The sequence below is a fragment of the Sphingobium sp. Leaf26 genome, assembly GCF_001421665.1.
In the GTDB taxonomy this organism is placed as follows: domain Bacteria; phylum Pseudomonadota; class Alphaproteobacteria; order Sphingomonadales; family Sphingomonadaceae; genus Sphingobium.
In genome coordinates, this window is the sequence record NZ_LMKV01000001.1 from 37,645 (window position 1) to 53,774 (window position 16,130).

Sequence of the window (16,130 nt, forward strand, 5' to 3'; positions counted from 1 at the left end):
CGTCGGACTCGCATCAGGCTCCCGAAGCAAACTCCTCTGTCTCGCCTTCGACGTTGAAGCGCAGGCGATAGCCGATGCCAAGTTCATTGCCGATGATGCGCGGCCGTTGTGGATCGGCCTCCAGCTTCTGTCGAAGGGTGCGGACCAGCACACGCAGATATTCGACATGATGCTCTTTCTCGTTAGGCCAGACATGCCCCATGATCTGGTCATGGGTAATGACCCGGCCGGGGAATTTGGCGAGCTGCACGAGGACCGCATATTCTTTGGGGGTCAGATGGACCTCCTTGCCGGCCTTGAGCACGGTGCGGGCGATCAGATCGATCTCGACGTCTCCTGCACGGACCATCGACACGCCGCCCCCCTTCGTCATGCGGTTGCGCAGCGCCACGCGGACGCGCGCCAGCAGTTCTTCGGTGTCGAAAGGCTTGGTCAGATAATCGTCCGCCCCCAGGTCCAGCGCGGCCACCTTCTGATCGGTCGCATCGCGCGCCGATATGATGATCAGGGTCGTGTCGGATTGTTGCTTGAAGAGCGGCACCAGTTCGAGGCCATCGCGATCCGGCAAACCAAGATCGAGCAGGCTGATGTCGGGCCGCTCCTCCTTCAGCTTGTCCAGCGCCTCGCGCGCATTCCCCGCCTCGACCGTCGCATAGTCGGCGCGACCAAGCGCGACCTGGATCAGCTTGCGGATATGCGGTTCGTCATCGACGATCAGCACCTTGTGACGCATGTTCATGGGATATCCTCTTGGGGAAGCTCGGTGATGATCAACGCCTGCGGGATGGTTATGGTAAAGCAGGCGCCGAAAGGTTCGTGATTGTTGGTCGCCGATACCTTCAGGCCCATCGCTTCCGCAAAACCCTTGACGATGGCGAGGCCAAGGCCGGTGCCATGCTTGATCCGGTCGGACCCCTCCAGCCGTGTGAAGGTGTCGAACACCCGCGTTTCAGCGCCGGTCGGGATACCAGGCCCTTCATCCAGAACGGACAGGGCGATCGCATCGGGCAGACGCAGCCCGCGTACGACGACAGGCGTTCCGGGGTCGCCATAGCGCCCGGCATTGTCGAGCAGGTTGATAAGGCAATGGTGCAGCAGGATCGGGTCTACCCTGACCAGAGGGATATCGGGCAGGATATCCACCTTCACCTCATGCCCGATCAGGGACTGGCGGGTATCGTGAACCGCACCCGCAACGGCATCGAACAGATCGGTCGGCTCGACCTTCAGCGGCAAGGCGCCCGCCTCTACGCGGGCCATGTCGAGCAGGTTGGCGACGAAGCGATTGAGACGCCGGGCTTCGGCATCGACGGTATCGAGCAGGTCCGAAGGCTGTTGCCGCTTCAGTTCATGGATGGCGGACATGATGGTCGTAAGCGGGGTGCGCAGGTCATGGCTGACCGATGACAGCAGCGCGGAACGCAGCCGGTCACGCTCGCGGATCTGGCGGGCGTCCAGCATTTCCTCCTCAAGCGCCATGCGGTCGAAGGCGATGGACGCCTGATCGAGCAAGCTCATCAGCAGGGGTATCTGATCGGAGCGGAGCGGCGCCCCTGCGTCCTCGCGCGCAAGTCCCAGCACGCCCAATACGCCCCGCGTCGTGCGCAGGGGGTGAAACAGCCAGTCCGATGCGGTCAGCGTGGATGAACCGCGCCCTGCCGGCTGTTCATTGTCCATCGCCCATTGCGCGGCCGCCTTTTCGATCTGCTCCATGCGATCCTCCGGCGGGAAGGCCGCGCGCAGTGCGGGACCGTCGCGGGACGGTAGCAGCAACACGGTCCGTACGGAGAGCAGCCGCGACACTTCCGCGCAGATCGCCTGCATCAATTCTTCCTGGCTCGCCGAAGCCGTCAACTGGCGCGAGAAGCCTGCCAGCGCCGCATTCTGGCGCGCGCTGGATTGGGCAAGGTCCGCCTGTGCCCGCACCCGCGCGGCAAATTGGCTGGTCACGATTGCCACGCCGAGCAGCACCAGGATGCTGATGACATTTTCCGGGTTGTTGACGGTCAGCGTGCCCGTGGGTGGAAGAAAGAAGAAATTATAGGCCAGGCTGGACAACAGCCCCGCGAACAGGCCGGCGCGCAACCCGAACGTCGCGGCCGCGAACATGACCGGGATCAAATAGAGCAAGGCGATATTGCCCAGGTCGATGATCTCGATCAGAAGCCGGCCGAGCGCCGTCATCCCGACGATCATCAACGTCGACCATATATAGTCGATCGGGTTGCCCCAGCCTTGCCCGATGATCTTGCGGGCGCTGGCCGTCCTGCGAGCAGGGTCGTCGCCGGGCAGCACATGGACGGCGACATCGCCGACCTCTCGCACCAGCCGATCGACGACCGACCCGTGGCGCATTTCGAACCACCAGGGCCGGGCCGATTTACCGATGACAATCTGCGTCGCGCGGGCATCGCCGATATAATGCCGCAGCCCATCGATGACGGAGGGCGCGGGGATGGTGGCTGTCGTCGCGCCCAGGCGGGATGCCAGCGCCATAGTATCGGCCAGTTGCGCGCGTTCCTGCGGCGTAAAGGCCAGGCTGCGCTGCGTTTCGATATGGACGGCAGACCATGGCGCCTTGAGCGCGTCCGCCAGCCGCTTGGCGGCACGGACCAGCCCCTGCGCGCTCGGTACCTCGCTGATCGCCACCAGAATTCGCTCGCCCGCCGCGAAACTGCCCGCCAGCGCGTGCGCCCGGACATAGTCCAGCATCTGCGCATCGACGGCCTGCGCGGCCCGCCGCAGCGCCATTTCACGCAAGGCCGTCAGATTGGACTTGGAGAAGAAGTGGTTGAGCGCCCGCGTCGCTTCCTGCGGGATATAGACCTTGCCCTCCTTCAGCCGCTCGATCAGTTCATCCGGTGGGATGTCGACCATCTCGATCTCGGCCATCTCAAGGATGGAATCCGGCACCGTCTCGCGCACACGGATGCGGGTGAAGGACGCGACGACGTCGTTAAGGCTTTCCACATGCTGGATATTGACGGTGGAATAGACGTCGATGCCGGCGTCGAGCAATTCCTCGACATCCTGATACCGCTTGGGATGACGGCTGCCGACGGCATTGCTGTGGGCCAGTTCATCGACCAGTACCAGCGCAGGCCGACGCTCCAGAATGGCGTCGATATCCATCTCGCCCAGTTGCTGGCCCATATGGTCCATGCTTCGTCGCGCGATGATCTCATGACCGATCAGCAGCGCTTCGGTCTCCTTGCGGCCGTGGGTTTCCACGACGCCGACGACAACGTCGATCCCGGCCTTGCGCCGCTGCATGCCGTCGGTCAGCATCTCATAGGTCTTGCCGACCCCCGGCGCCGCACCCAGGAATATCTTGAGGCGGCCACGCCCTTCCTGCGCGGCTACACGCAGGAAGGCTTCGGGATCTCTGCGATCGGGATCGTTCATTCTGTCTTGCTAGCGCCAATCCGATCCAGGCGTCGATTGATTTCCAGCACATTGACGCGCGGTTCGCCAAGGATGCCGAACAAAGGCCTTTCGATGGTCTGGTCGACCAGAGACTTGACCCTGCCGACATCCATGCTCCGCACCCGCGCGATCCGATCGACCTGATAATAGGCGGCGTCGGGCGAAATGTCGGGATCGAGGCCGGAACCCGATGCGGTCACCAGATCGACGGGGATCGGCCTGCCCGGGTTGGCCCTGGTCAGCGCGTCCCTGTCCGCCTTCACCCGCGCGATCAAAGCCTGGCTCGTAGGGCCAAGGTTGGAACCGGAAGAGGCCAGCCCGTCATAGCCACCGCCCGCCGCCGAAGGACGCGAACTGAAATAGCGGTCGGACGAGAAACCCTGACCGATCAATGCCGATCCGACAAACCTGCCGTCCTGCTGGATCAGGCTGCCATTGGCCTGCGACGGGAAGACGAGTTGGCCGATGCCGGTGAGCGCCAGCGGATAGGCAAGGCCCAGCAGGATGGCGAAGAGGATCGTCATGACCAGCGCCGGCCGGAGAGACGTCAATATGTCCTTGTTCATGATCTTGTTCCTCAGGCAAGGCCGAGGCCGTTAACGGCCAGGTCGATGATCTTGATGCCGACAAAGGGCGCGATCAGGCCGCCCAGACCATAGATTGCGAGATTGCGCGCCAGCAACGGTCCGGCCCCGATCGGGCGGTAGGTGACACCTTTCAGGGCGAGGGGCACCAGAAACGGAATGATCAGCGCGTTGAAGATGATCGCTGAAAGGATGGCGCTTTGTGGCGTAGCCAGGCCCATGACGTTGAGCACGCCCAGCCCCGGATAAAGCACAACGAACATGGCCGGGATGATCGCGAAATATTTGGCCACGTCATTGGCAACCGAAAAGGTCGTCAGCGCACCGCGTGTCATCAGCAATTGCTTGCCCAGACCCACAACCTCGATCAGCTTGGTCGGATCGCTGTCGAGATCGACCATATTGCCTGCCTCACGGGCCGCCTGCGTGCCGGTATTCATGGCGACGCCGACGTCAGCCTGCGCCAGCGCGGGCGCGTCGTTGGTGCCGTCGCCGCACATGGCTACCAGGCGACCGCCTTCCTGTTCCTTGCGGATCAGGGCCAGCTTGTCCTCCGGCGTCGCCTGGGCGAGGAAATCGTCCACGCCTGCTTCTGCCGCGATGGAGGCGGCGGTCAGCGGATTGTCGCCGGTGATCATCACCGTGCGGATGCCCATCTGCCGCAATTCACCGAAACGCTCCCGGATGCCGGCCTTGACGATATCCTTCAGGAAAATGCAGCCGAGCAGTTCGCCATCCCTCGCCACGGCCAGCGGCGTGCCGCCCGCGCGGGCGATCTCATCGCTGATGCGGCGCAATTCGCTCGCAGAGGCGGTCCTGGCCGCGTCGGGACAGGCGCGCAGGATGGAATCCACGGCGCCCTTCCGGATCGTGGAGCCGTTGAAGGTGACACCGGACACGCGGGTCTGCGCGGTGAAGGGAATGACCTCCGCGCCTTCCGGCAGCGCGTTGGCGGTCTGGCCGAACTTTTCGCGGGCGAGCAGGACGATCGAACGGCCCTCCGGCGTCTCGTCGGCCAGGCTGGCGAGCAGCGCCGCTTCGGCCAGGCCTGTCTGCGACGTCCCCCCGACGGTGCGGAACTCCGTCGCCTGCCGGTCGCCGACCGTGATCGTGCCGGTCTTGTCGAGCAGCAGGACATCGATATCGCCTGCCGCCTCGACCGCGCGGCCCGACTTGGCGAGCACGTTGAAGCGTACCAGACGGTCCATGCCGGCAATGCCGATGGCCGACAGCAGGGCCGCGATGGTGGTCGGGATCAGCGTGATCAACAGCGCGGCGAGGATCGCCACCGGGATGGAGCCGCCGGCATAGCTTGCAAAACCCGGAATGGTGCCGACCGCGATCAGGAAGATGATGGTGAGGCCCACCAGCAGCAGCGTCAGCGCGATCTCGTTCGGCGTCTTCTGCCGCTCGGCGCCTTCCACCAGCGCGATCATACGGTCCAGGAAGCCCTGCCCCGGATTCACGGTCACGCGCACCTTTATCTCGTCTGAAATGACGCGGGTGCCCGCCGTCACGGCGGAACGGTCGCCGCCAGCCTCGCGGATCACCGGCGCGGACTCGCCGGTGATGGCTGCTTCGTTGACGGACGCGACGCCCGATACGACCTCGCCGTCGGCCGGGATCAGGTCGCCGGTTTCGACCAGCACGATATCGCCGAGTTTCAGGGCGCTGGCTGGGACGGTCTCGACCTCGCGGCCATCACCGTTCAGGCGCCTGGCGATCAGTTCCGCCTTGGTGGCGCGCAGCGAAGCGGCCTGCGCCTTGCCGCGCCCTTCGGCAAGCGCCTCGGCAAAGGTGCCGAACAGCACCGTCAGCCAGAGCCAGATGACCAGTTGGAGCTTGAAGCCCACGGCCAGCCCGTCCTGCCCGACGACGAGCAGGACGGTCAGCAGCACCGCCACGACCGCCGTCGTGAACATCACCGGGTTGCGGATCAACTCCCTGGGATTAAGTTTGCGGAATGCGTCGCCGATCGCGGGAACGATCAGGTCGGCGGTGAAGAGCGATTTGGACGCTGTGCGTGCCATTGATATGCTCCGATCCTTAGAAGAGCTGGCCGTTGATCATCGCGACATGGTCGGCGATGGGGCCAAGGGCGAGGCTGGGCAGGAAGGTAAGGCCGCCGACGATCAGGATGAGGCCGATCAGGAGGCCGGTCCACAAAGGCCCGGTCGTCGGGAAGCTGCCGGCGGTTTCCGGCGTATATTTCTTTGCGGCCAGGCCACCGGCAATCGCCAGCATCGGCACGATGACGCAGAAACGGCCGACCCACATCGCCACGCCCAGCATGCCGTTGTAGAAGGGCGTGTTGGCGGTAAGGCCCGCAAAGGCCGACCCGTTATTGCCGACCGCCGATGTGAAGGCATAGAGGATCTCGGAGAAGCCGTGCGGTCCCTTGTTGAGCGGGCCGGCAAGGCCTGCGGGCAGGACCGACGCCAGCGCCGAAAAGCCCAGGATCATCAACGGCAGCACGGCGATGGCGAGCACCGCCAGCTTGACCTCCCGGCCTTCGATCTTCTTGCCGACATATTCCGGCGTGCGGCCGACCATCAGGCCCGCAACGAAGACGGCCAGGATGGCAAACAGCAGGAAGCCGTAGATGCCCGCGCCGACGCCGCCGACCACGACCTCGCCAAGCTGGATGTTGAGCAGCGGGATCATGCCGCCCAGCGCGGTGAAGCTGTCGTGCATGGCGTTGACCGCGCCGCAACTCGCGGCCGTTGTGACGACCGAGAAAAGGGCGGAGGCGGCGATGCCGAAGCGGACTTCCTTCCCCTCCATATTGCCCCCGGCGATGCCCAGTTGGTGCAGCACCGGGTTGCCCGCCGCCTCCTGCCAGTAAGTGACGGCCGTGCCCAGGAGGAACAAAAACGTCATGGCCGCCAGTATCGCCCAGCCCTGTCGCACATTGCCGACCGCCTTGCCGAACGTATAGGTCAGGCCGACGCCAATGAGGAAGATGGACAGCATCTGGACGAAATTGGTGAGCGCGCTCGGATTCTCGAACGGGTGCGCGCTATTGGTGTTGAAGAAACCGCCGCCATTGGTGCCCAGCATCTTGATCGCTTCCTGGCTTGCCACCGGCCCCAGCGCCAGAGTCTGCCTCGCCCCTTCCAGCGTGGTCACATCGACCGAACCGGCAAGCGTCTGCGGAACGCCGCTTGCGATCAGAAACAGGGCGTAGAGGAAGCAGGCGGGCAGCAGCAGATACAGCGTGATGCGGGTCAGGTCGGCCCAGAAATTGCCGATGCCCTTCGTCTCCCGTCCGGCAAATCCGCGGAACAGGGCGAAGGCCAGTGCGATGCCGGTGGCTGCCGACAGGAAATTATGGATGGTGAGGCCAAGCATCTGGCTGAGGTTCGACATGGTCGATTCCCCGCCATAGCTTTGCCAGTTGGTGTTGGTCGTGAAGCTGACCGCCGTGTTGAACGACAGATGTTCGCTCAGCCCCGCATAGCCCAGCGGGTTGAGCGGCAGCACGCCCTGAAGCCGCAGCACCGCATAGGTGAACAGCAACAGCGCCGCATTGAAGATCAGCATGTGCACTGCATAGCGGCGCCAGCCCTGCTCCGCGTTCGGGTCGATGCCGGCCAGCTTGTAGAAGCCGCTCTCGATCGGTCCGAAGACCATGTGCAACGGCGTGCGTCGCCCTTCATAGAGCGCGAAGAGCCACAGGCCCATCGGCTTGGCCAGCATCAGCAGGATGCCGACGAAGCCCAGGATCAATATCCATCCCTGAAATGTCATGAGTGCCTCCCGATCAGAAGCGTTCGGGGCGTGCGAGCACGGCCACCAGATAGAGAAGAAGGCCTGCCGCTGTGATCGCGGCCAGCCAAAGGTCGATGGTCATGGCCTCGCCCCCTTACGCATTGTCGCACAGGGCCGCATAGCCGAGCGTCGCCGCCAGCAAGCCCAGGGTGAGGCCGATCCAGAGGATGTCCTGCATATGAAATCTCCCGCACGGCGTCGGGGTCGCAGGAAGCGCGGCACCGAGTCGTGTGCAGCGCTTCAACTAGGGCAGAGCGGCATTTGAATTCGAGAGCAGGACAGTAACAAACACATAGTATTTGCATATGATCGGCAGAATTGCGCGGCGAAAGTCGCCCCTGCAAGGCATCGGGGACGGCGGATCTTGGCAGCGCCGCACGACGTCATGCTGATCGGTCGAACCTCAGTTACGCGCCCAAGACAGAAGAGTCCGCGCCTCGGCGAGGGCGGCGCCTCCGAGTGCGCGCACGCTCCTGTCGGACCTTACGCCTCCGGGCAGATCCGGGCGCCAGCAGCCCGGACACCGGGCCGACGAGACAGGCGCAGAACCATAAAGCCGAGCAGGCCCGCCAGGAAAGAGCCGGCCAGCACCCCGATTTTCGCTTCGGCCTGAAGCAAGGGATCATTCGGATAGGCAAGCGGCGTGATGAAGAAACTCATGGTGAAACCGATCCCGCAGAGCAGGGAGATGCCGAACAGTTGCCACGGCCGGGCATGGGCCGGCATACTCGCGAACTTGCACCGGATCGCAACCATCGCGAAGCCGAAGACACCGATCGCCTTTCCGAGCAACAGGCCCAGCCCGACGCCAAGCGTGACCGGCGCAGCCAGCGCGGCAGCGGGCAGCCCGATCAGCGTCACCCCGGCATTGGCAAAACCGAAGATGGGAAGGACCAGAAAGCCGACCGGCTTGTGCAGCCAATGTTCGAGTTGATGCAAAGGGCTGGTGGCCTCGTTATCAGGAATAGCGGGACTGGTCCGCATCGGAATTGTCAGCGCCAGAACAACCCCCGCGATGGTCGCGTGGACGCCGGATTTCAGCAGGCAAATCCACAGCACCACGCCGACAAGCAGATAGGGCGCCAGCTTCAACAGCCGAAACCGGTTCATCAGGATCAGCAGGAAAGTGAGGGCGCCGGCTGCAAGCAGGTAAGCGCTATTCAACTCGGCCGTGTAGAATAATGCTATTATGAGGACGGCTGCCAGATCGTCGAGAATGGCCAATGCCGTGAGGAAGATACGCAGCGACGCCGGTACCCGTTCGCCCAGCAGCGACAGGACGCCGAGCGCGAAAGCGATGTCCGTCGCGGCGGGTATGGCCCAACCATCTGCCATGCCTCCCCTGTTGAACGTCAGAAAGATGATAGCGGGAACGACCATGCCGCCAAAGGCGGCGATACCGGGGAGAATACGGCGCGACCAGCTTGACAGTTGCCCGTCCAGCATCTCCCGCTTTATCTCCAGTCCGACCAGCAGAAAGAAGATCGCCATCAGGCCGTCATTGACCCAATGTTCGACGGACATCGGTCCGACATAGCTGCGAAGCATATGTTCATACCCCTCACGCAGGGGCGAATTGGCCACGACAAGCGCCAGAAACGCGGTGCCCATCAGCACCAGGCCGGCGGACGATTGATGGGTCAGGAATTGACGCAGGGCACTGGGGCCGACGGGAAGTTTGATGGCCAAGCGGGTCTCCGGGTGCAAATGATCCCGCTGGCGGCCCGACCAGCGCATCAACCTGCCAAGGCTCGTCGAACCATGGCACCCACGCACCCTATTACATCTTCGCCATTTTGAGGCAACCGCGATGTAAATAGGATCGCGATCGGCATTTCCTCGCGCTAATCCCCTTGCGCCGCCGGTCAGAATGATGGCGGCGATAATTTGACCGAATACATGCCATGCCGTTGAAATTGCGCCTGATGCTGGCGCCTGCATCCTTTGCGACATGCTATGGGTTTCGCGGGTTACTGACGATGGTGGAATGCAGGCGGCATTTGGTGCGCCTGTCTTCGCGCCGGGAAGCGCATCCCCAGGTGGTTTCGGGGGCTATCGACGCCTGGTCGTACCTCGACAGACCCTTTAGCTTCAGCTCGGGTCGCGAATCCTGCCCGCCATGATTTCCGTAGCGACAGCGCGTGAGGCGTTCGACGAAGGGAACAGGCTCCGCTCGCCGCGCCTGGCGGCAACGCTCGAACGCATCGCAGCGCAGTTGATCACGGCAACCTGGACATGAGCACCTTCCGCCGCTGGCAGAGCGCTAACGGCATGCTGTGCCATTTCTTCGAATATCACCGATGAAAGCATGGGTAAGATAGCCATGTGTAATAATCACGAAACCAACATCGCTCATCCACATGCCGTTGCGGCGACGTCCGGCGAAGAACATATCGCCGTGCTTCTGGGAAGCGCCGGGCATAGCCGGCATGAGCGCAAGACCGGACCCATGCCGCAGGCGTCAGGTCAGGCCGGTCAGCGCATCCTGATCAAAAACGGCCATGTTCTGACACTCGCCCGCATGACCGGCATGGTCGCGCCGATGGTGCTCGATGGCCCGATCAACGGCGACTGGTTCGAAGCCTACGTCACCCGAATCCTCGTCCCCGATTTCAAGCCGGGTGATGTGGTGATCATGGACAATTTGTCGAGCCACAAGCGCGCTTCAGTGCGCGACCTGATTGAAGCCGCGGGCGCAACGCTGCTGTTCCTGCCGCCATACAGCCCGGACTTCAATCCGATCGAGAAGGCCTTTTCCAAACTCAAAACCATGCTGCGAAAGGCGGAAGAAAGAACCGTCAGTGGCCTGTGGGGCCTGATCAGCAAACTCGTCGATATCTTCCAGCCAACGGAATGCGCCAACTCCTTTAGAGCGTGCGGATATGACCCAGAATGATCGGAAAACGCTCTAACGCCCGGAAAAATGCAGGAGCCAAGTAATTATGAGCGAGCGCGAACGTCAGCTCAACCCTCTGATGTCAAATCCTCGCCAGAGGGCGTTCGCTTCACGAACAGCAGCGTCACCAGAATGAGGGCCATCAAGACTCCGCACATAAGCCACGCTGCGTTTACGGCCGGGACGAGCGACGCCTTCTCCACCAGAGGCCGGATCATTTCCGTCGCAAATTCGTCGAGCGGCTGGCCGCGTTGTTCCAGAAAGGCGTCTCTTGGTATGCCGATCCTCACCGCTGTCGCCACGTCGCCAGCCCGCAATTTTGCCACTATCTGGCCGACTTCGGTCGCTGCTTTGCTAAAGATGGTGGTGTCGATCAGCGCGAGGCCGACCGCACCGCCCAGATTGCGCATCAGGTTGAACAACCCGCTGCCGTCCGCCACCATGGCGGCAGGCAGTCGCCCCAGCGCCATCCGCGTCGGCGGCAACAGGCAGAACATGATCGCCGCACCGCGCACCATCTGGGGTATCAGCATCTCAGCAAAATCAGTTTGGGCGGTTTGCTGCGCGCTCAGCAACAGGCCGATCGCGAACAGTACGAACCCGAACGCTGTGAGCCACCGGGGATCGACCCGACGTTCGGCCCACACCGCCAGAGGTGCCGTCGCCAACTGGGTCAGACCCGTCACCAGCATGACCTCGCCGATGCGCAACGGACCATGGTCGCGCACCAGACCCAGGAAGAAGGGCATCAGATAGGTCGATCCGAACAGGCCGAACCCCAGCACGAAACTCAGCATGCAGCCGATGGTGAAGTGGCGATCCGCAAAGCAGCGCAACTGGACCAGCGGCGTGTCCGACATCCATGTCCGCCTGATAAAAGCCGCCGCACATATCGCGGACACACCCAGCAGCAACATCACATGCGGCGCGCTCCACCCCAGCGACGGCGCATCCTTCAGCCCGATCTGCAATGCGACCAGGCTGGTGGCGAGCAGCAGGAGCGCAAACATGTCGATCGGTCTGGCCCCATGCTGTTCGGCCACCTTGCCGCGCAGGAAAATCGCTACCCCTAACGCCGCGACGATACCGGGCAGGATGTTCACCCGGAACAGCCAATGCCAGGAATAATATTGCGTGATCCAGCCGCCCACGATCGGTCCGATCGTCGGCGCCAGAACGGCGGCGACCCCCGCGATCGTCGTCGCCAGCGCCTGCGAACGGGGTGGAAACAGCAGGAATACCGCAGCGAACACAGCCGGGATCAACGTGCCGCCGGAAAAGCCCTGAACGATGCGCCAGGCAATCAGTTCGCCGAAGTTGTTGCTCATGGCGCAACCGAAGGAAGCGATGGTGAACAGGCTGACCGCCCCCACGAACAGCCAGCGCATACCAAGCCTGGCGGTCAAATAGCCGGTCAGCGGTATGGCGACGATCTCGGCCGTCAGATAGGCCGTCTGCACCCATATCATCCGGTCTGGCGCGATGCCCAATGCGGTCTGGATAGTTGGTAGCGACGTGGCGACGATCTGGATGTCCAGGATCGCCATGAACATCCCCAGGCACATCAGGATGAAGCCAGTCCATTCGCGATATCCGGCGGCCTGTGTTCCGCGAGCATTCAGGTCAGACCCATTATCCATTTCGTGCCTATCCCAAACGCCAACTCTGGCATACCCACCTGGCTGTTGGACACAAGGAACTCGCACAGGTCCAAGTCGTTGCGTACAAGAACCTTTTTTACCGGTCCGCCGGTCACGTCAGGCGGCCCTATTTGAATCCGGTGTCCATACTCTCGCTGGTAACGGAAACCCCGCAGCATCGGCTTTCGCAAAGCGAAGCACTCGACACGGCGCGTGATCTGATCGGCAAGGATTTCGCCGATTTCGAGCGCCTGTCCTCGGTCTATGCCAATGCCGGAGTCGCGTATCGCCAACTGGCCATGCCGGTCGACTGGTATCGCAGCCCGCGTTCCTTCCCCGAACGGTCCGCCGCCTATCTCGATGTGGCGCTCGACCTGTTCGTGGCCGCCGCACAGAAAGCTATCGCGCAGGCGGATCTTCGCCCGCAGGACGTGGATATGATCGTCACCGTCTCCTCGACAGGCATCGCCACGCCCAGCCTTGAAGCACGCGCCATGGCGCACCTCCCCTTCCGCAACGATGTTCAGCGGATTCCAATCTTCGGCCTTGGTTGCGCGGGCGGGGCTACTGGCCTCGGCGTTGCGAGCAAACTGGCTCGCGGCGCGCCGGGATCGGTCATACTGTTCGTCACGGTCGAACTGTGCAGCCTGGCCCTGCGCACTGACAAGGCCGACAAGGCGGACATTATTTCCACTGCGCTGTTCGGCGATGGCGCGGCGGCCTGCGTGCTGCGAACAGGAGAGGATGGCTTCGTGCAGATCACCGGCAGCGCAGAAAAAACATGGAGCGACACGCTCGACATCATGGGCTGGCGCGCGGAACCCACCGGTCTTGGCGTCGTCCTCAACCGCGCCATCCCGGCTTTCGCGCGGCGAGAAATGCGGCAGGCCATGACGGAAATGCTCGCGCCGCAAGGGCTTGGCATGAACGATATCGACCAGTTCATATGCCATCCCGGCGGCGCCAAAGTCATCGATGCGCTCGAAGGGGCGCTATCTTTGAATCAGGGCTCGCTCGTCAACGAACGCGATGTGCTGCGCGATCATGGCAATATGTCGGCGCCGACCGTGCTGTTCGTGTTGGAGCGCTACCGTCAGGCAGGATTGCCCCCCTTATCCGTCCTCAACGCGTTGGGCCCCGGCTTCACCGCGTCTTCGCTCACGCTAAGGTGCTCGGCGTGACCCTGCCCTATGCGATCATGCTGTTCGTCACGCTGCAACGGCTGAGCGAGCTGATAATCGCCCGCCGCAATACCTCCAGGCTGCTAGCTGCCGGAGCGCATGAAGTCGGGGCGAGCCATTATCCGGTCATGGTGGCGATGCACACGGCCTGGCTCGCTGCCCTGTGGTTCACAGTTGGCGATCGTCCTGTCTCCATGCCACTGCTGCTCCTTTTTGCTGTTCTGCAACTGATGCGGATATGGGTGCTGGCAACCCTGGGTTCGCGCTGGACCACCCGGATCATCGTGACGCAGGACGCCCCCCTCGTGAAGAAAGGGCCATTCCGTTTCCTGCGCCATCCCAATTATGCGGTGGTGACCGCCGAAATAGCCGTCCTGCCGCTGACATTCGGTCTGATATGGATTGCCGCCCTGTTCACCCTTTTCAACGCGGCCATGCTCTACGTTCGGATCGGCGCTGAAAATCGCGCGCTTTACGACCCCGCCGCACGGCTTTAGTTCTTGGCGGCAGCCTCGCGCTCAGCCTTGATGCGCAGCATCGCCGCATGGCAGACAGGGGACGTCTGCCCGATCTTGGCGATCATACAGGCTTCCACCTTCTTCCGGCTCATCGACTTCATTTCCGCCGGGCAGAGCCGTCGCGCTTCCTTTGCGCAGGCTTTCTTGCCGGGATCGGATTGCGCCTGACCAACGGGCGCAATCGCGCACAAAGATAGCAAAATGCCTACACTCGCGAATTTGCGAAGATTGCGATTCTGCATGAATTACGGCCTCTTGATCGTCAAATTGCTTTCAGCCGGGCATCGCAGGCCGGTGGTGAACCTTTGATGAAAGCGGAGAAGGCAAATGACTATATTACCCAGGTTCGATGCTCGGCCATCCGGCCTTTCAAGATATCATCGCTTCATGGATAGAAGCGGACGGAGAACATGGTGATCAGCTATCGCCCTCCACGCACGAAAACAAAGCCCTTGCGTGCTTTTGCCAATCTATGTTGCCCTGCTCGCGATAAGCCGACCGCGACATCGGATTTCGAAAGATCCCGGTCCTTGGGCGGAAGATTGATCATGGAGGTGCCGGTAGCAACTTCCACACCCAGTTCAGCGCGCAATCGCCGCAATCGCGTTAATCTGGTCGCAGGCACAGGCAGCATCCTTTTTGTCGAAGAGTACCCATGTAGCGCGCCATGGGCAGGACAGGTGCGAATGCCTCACATTCACAGATTTTTAGCGTGCTTCGAACGCTCAAAATTCAACCTTCAGGTCCCAACGAACAGCAAATGCCCGATACGTGCGTCGCTTGCGGGATCAAGATCGCAACCTGCCGTAGAATCTGTCCACTGGTTTCTGCGTCTTGAACTACACTCGGCATGTCAATCGATATCATTGCGGCTCTGCGCGATCGATCTGCCCACCGTCGAGCAACGGTGCCGCATCAATATTTTGCGCATCCATCAACATGGCCAGCCGTTCGGTCGCCGCTAATATCATGGCCTGCTCCCACACGGGCAGGGCTTCAAAACGGTCCGTAAAACGCATTTGCAGCGGGTCCGGCGCATCGGCCAGCGCCTTTATACCCTCTGGCAACAGGCTGAGGTGAAACTGGCGCTTGTCAGCTTCACTGCGCTGACGCTGGGCAAAGCCAAGAGACACAAGGCGATCCACGATCGCGGTAATCGTGGCCTGGCTGAACTGGAGCGCCTGCGCGATGGCCGAGGGCGTGGTTCTCCCGCGCAAGTCGATCTCGCGCAATGCCAGAAGTTGAGAGGGTGTCAGACCGGTGGTCGTGGCGAGCTGGCGACTGCCGATTTCGGTGGCGCGCAGTACGCGCCGCAATGCGCGCAGGGTAAGCGTTGAAAGTTCAGCGTCCATCGATTTGCGACATAGCCGGAAAGGCGGCGCACTGCCAATTTCCTTTTAAGGATGGATATATTACTTCACTAAATGAACCATAATTTTCCGATATGGGTTGAAGCACATGCTGCAATGCGTCATATAACCCCTATCTCACCGGGGCGCCTCTGCCGTTCCGTTTAAAATATAATTCGGGAGATGAACAATCTTTGATTCCCAAGCTACAGCGGCCACCGCGCCGCCACGGGCTTCTGCGCGCTCCGAAGAGAGCGAGGGGCAGCACATCATGTTTCGCAGGCCTGTTGCAACAGACGGGCCAGCCATCAGCGGATTGATCGCGGACTGCCCGCCGCTCGATCCTAATTCGGCCTATTGCAACCTGCTGCAATGCACCGACTTTGCCGACAGTTGCATCGTTGCGGAATATGGTGGTGCACTGGTCGGTTGGGTGTCGGGCTATCGTCCACCCGCCGCGCGGGAAAATTTCTTCGTCTGGCAGGTTGCCATATCGCCCGCCGCACGAGGCCAGCGCCTCGCTGGACGGATGATCCAGGCGCTGCTGGCACGCCCGCAACAGGCAGGCGTCACGCATCTGACCACCACCATCACCCCCGACAATCGCGCATCCTGGGCTTTGTTCGAAGGGTTGGCACGGCGCTGGAACGCCCCTTTCGCAAAAGCCGCCCGGTTCGAGCGCGACGCCCATTTCGCCGGTGCCCACGCCACCGAATGGCAGGCACAGATCGGCCCGCTGCCCCAGTCGGCACGCCCTTGAGGAGA

At 62.2% G+C, this 16,130-nt stretch carries 13 protein-coding genes and 1 pseudogene; 4 read left to right on the top strand and 10 right to left on the bottom strand.

What is annotated here, in order from left to right; all coding sequences use genetic code 11:
• Nucleotides 1-13: 13 nt before the first annotated feature.
• The 7 genes from ASE85_RS00190 to nhaA all read right to left on the bottom strand — a co-directional run bounded on the left by ASE85_RS00190 (nt 14) and on the right by nhaA (nt 9,722).
• Nucleotides 14-739 (bottom strand): response regulator, encoded by a 726-nt coding sequence (locus ASE85_RS00190; protein WP_056681742.1) that lies wholly within the window; start codon nt 737-739, stop codon nt 14-16.
• Entirely contained in the window at nt 736-3,405 is a 2,670-nt protein-coding gene (locus ASE85_RS00195; protein ID WP_056681745.1) for a sensor histidine kinase, read from the bottom strand. Before ASE85_RS00195 ends, ASE85_RS00190 begins: the two co-directional genes overlap by 4 nt.
• Nucleotides 3,402-3,992 (bottom strand): potassium-transporting ATPase subunit KdpC, encoded by a 591-nt coding sequence (gene kdpC, locus ASE85_RS00200; RefSeq protein WP_056681748.1) that lies wholly within the window; start codon nt 3,990-3,992, stop codon nt 3,402-3,404. The genes ASE85_RS00195 and kdpC overlap by 4 nt, the downstream gene beginning before the upstream one ends.
• 11 nt (nt 3,993-4,003) lie before the next feature.
• Nucleotides 4,004-6,040, bottom strand: coding sequence for a potassium-transporting ATPase subunit KdpB (gene kdpB, locus ASE85_RS00205; RefSeq protein WP_056681751.1), 2,037 nt, complete (start codon nt 6,038-6,040; stop codon nt 4,004-4,006).
• Between the two features lie 16 nt (nt 6,041-6,056).
• Nucleotides 6,057-7,760, bottom strand: a complete 1,704-nt coding sequence (gene kdpA / locus ASE85_RS00210; RefSeq protein WP_056681754.1) for a potassium-transporting ATPase subunit KdpA — start codon at nt 7,758-7,760, stop codon at nt 6,057-6,059.
• A 13-nt stretch (nt 7,761-7,773) separates the two neighbouring features.
• A complete protein-coding gene (locus tag ASE85_RS00215) occupies nt 7,774-7,863 on the bottom strand; it encodes a potassium-transporting ATPase subunit F (protein WP_056681757.1) in 90 nt (29 codons plus the stop codon).
• A 401-nt stretch (nt 7,864-8,264) separates the two neighbouring features.
• Complete coding sequence (gene nhaA / locus ASE85_RS00220) at nt 8,265-9,722, bottom strand: Na+/H+ antiporter NhaA (protein WP_327196602.1); 1,458 nt, start codon at nt 9,720-9,722, stop codon at nt 8,265-8,267.
• Between the two features lie 532 nt (nt 9,723-10,254).
• On the opposite strand from nhaA, the pseudogene ASE85_RS00230 reads away from it, so the two are divergent.
• Nucleotides 10,255-10,677, top strand: a pseudogene (locus tag ASE85_RS00230) (transposase); the annotation flags it as partial.
• Nucleotides 10,678-10,745: 68 nt separating this feature from the next.
• Here the strand turns inward: ASE85_RS00230 and ASE85_RS00235 are convergent.
• On the bottom strand, nt 10,746-12,317 hold the full coding sequence (locus ASE85_RS00235; protein ID WP_056681763.1) for a DHA2 family efflux MFS transporter permease subunit: 1,572 nt from the start codon (nt 12,315-12,317) through the stop codon (nt 10,746-10,748).
• On the opposite strand from ASE85_RS00235, the gene ASE85_RS00240 reads away from it, so the two are divergent.
• Nucleotides 12,281-13,498, top strand: a complete 1,218-nt coding sequence (locus ASE85_RS00240; RefSeq protein ID WP_235523112.1) for a type III polyketide synthase — start codon at nt 12,281-12,283, stop codon at nt 13,496-13,498. The two genes, ASE85_RS00235 and ASE85_RS00240, sit on opposite strands and share 37 nt — an antisense overlap.
• Complete coding sequence (locus ASE85_RS00245; protein WP_200928271.1) at nt 13,495-13,995, top strand: isoprenylcysteine carboxyl methyltransferase family protein; 501 nt, start codon at nt 13,495-13,497, stop codon at nt 13,993-13,995. The genes ASE85_RS00240 and ASE85_RS00245 overlap by 4 nt, the downstream gene beginning before the upstream one ends.
• Here ASE85_RS00245 and ASE85_RS00250 read toward each other — a convergent pair.
• Together ASE85_RS00250 and ASE85_RS00255 are read right to left on the bottom strand one after the other, a co-directional pair.
• On the bottom strand, nt 13,992-14,258 hold the full coding sequence (locus ASE85_RS00250; RefSeq protein ID WP_056681769.1) for a hypothetical protein: 267 nt from the start codon (nt 14,256-14,258) through the stop codon (nt 13,992-13,994). The genes ASE85_RS00245 and ASE85_RS00250 overlap by 4 nt on opposite strands.
• A 621-nt stretch (nt 14,259-14,879) precedes the next feature.
• Nucleotides 14,880-15,368: a MarR family winged helix-turn-helix transcriptional regulator gene (locus tag ASE85_RS00255; protein ID WP_056681772.1), complete on the bottom strand. Its 489-nt coding sequence runs from the start codon at nt 15,366-15,368 to the stop codon at nt 14,880-14,882.
• Nucleotides 15,369-15,636: 268 nt separating this feature from the next.
• On the opposite strand from ASE85_RS00255, the gene ectA reads away from it, so the two are divergent.
• Entirely contained in the window at nt 15,637-16,125 is a 489-nt protein-coding gene (gene ectA, locus ASE85_RS00260) for a diaminobutyrate acetyltransferase (RefSeq protein WP_056681775.1), read from the top strand.
• The last annotated feature ends 5 nt before the right edge of the window (nt 16,126-16,130 follow it).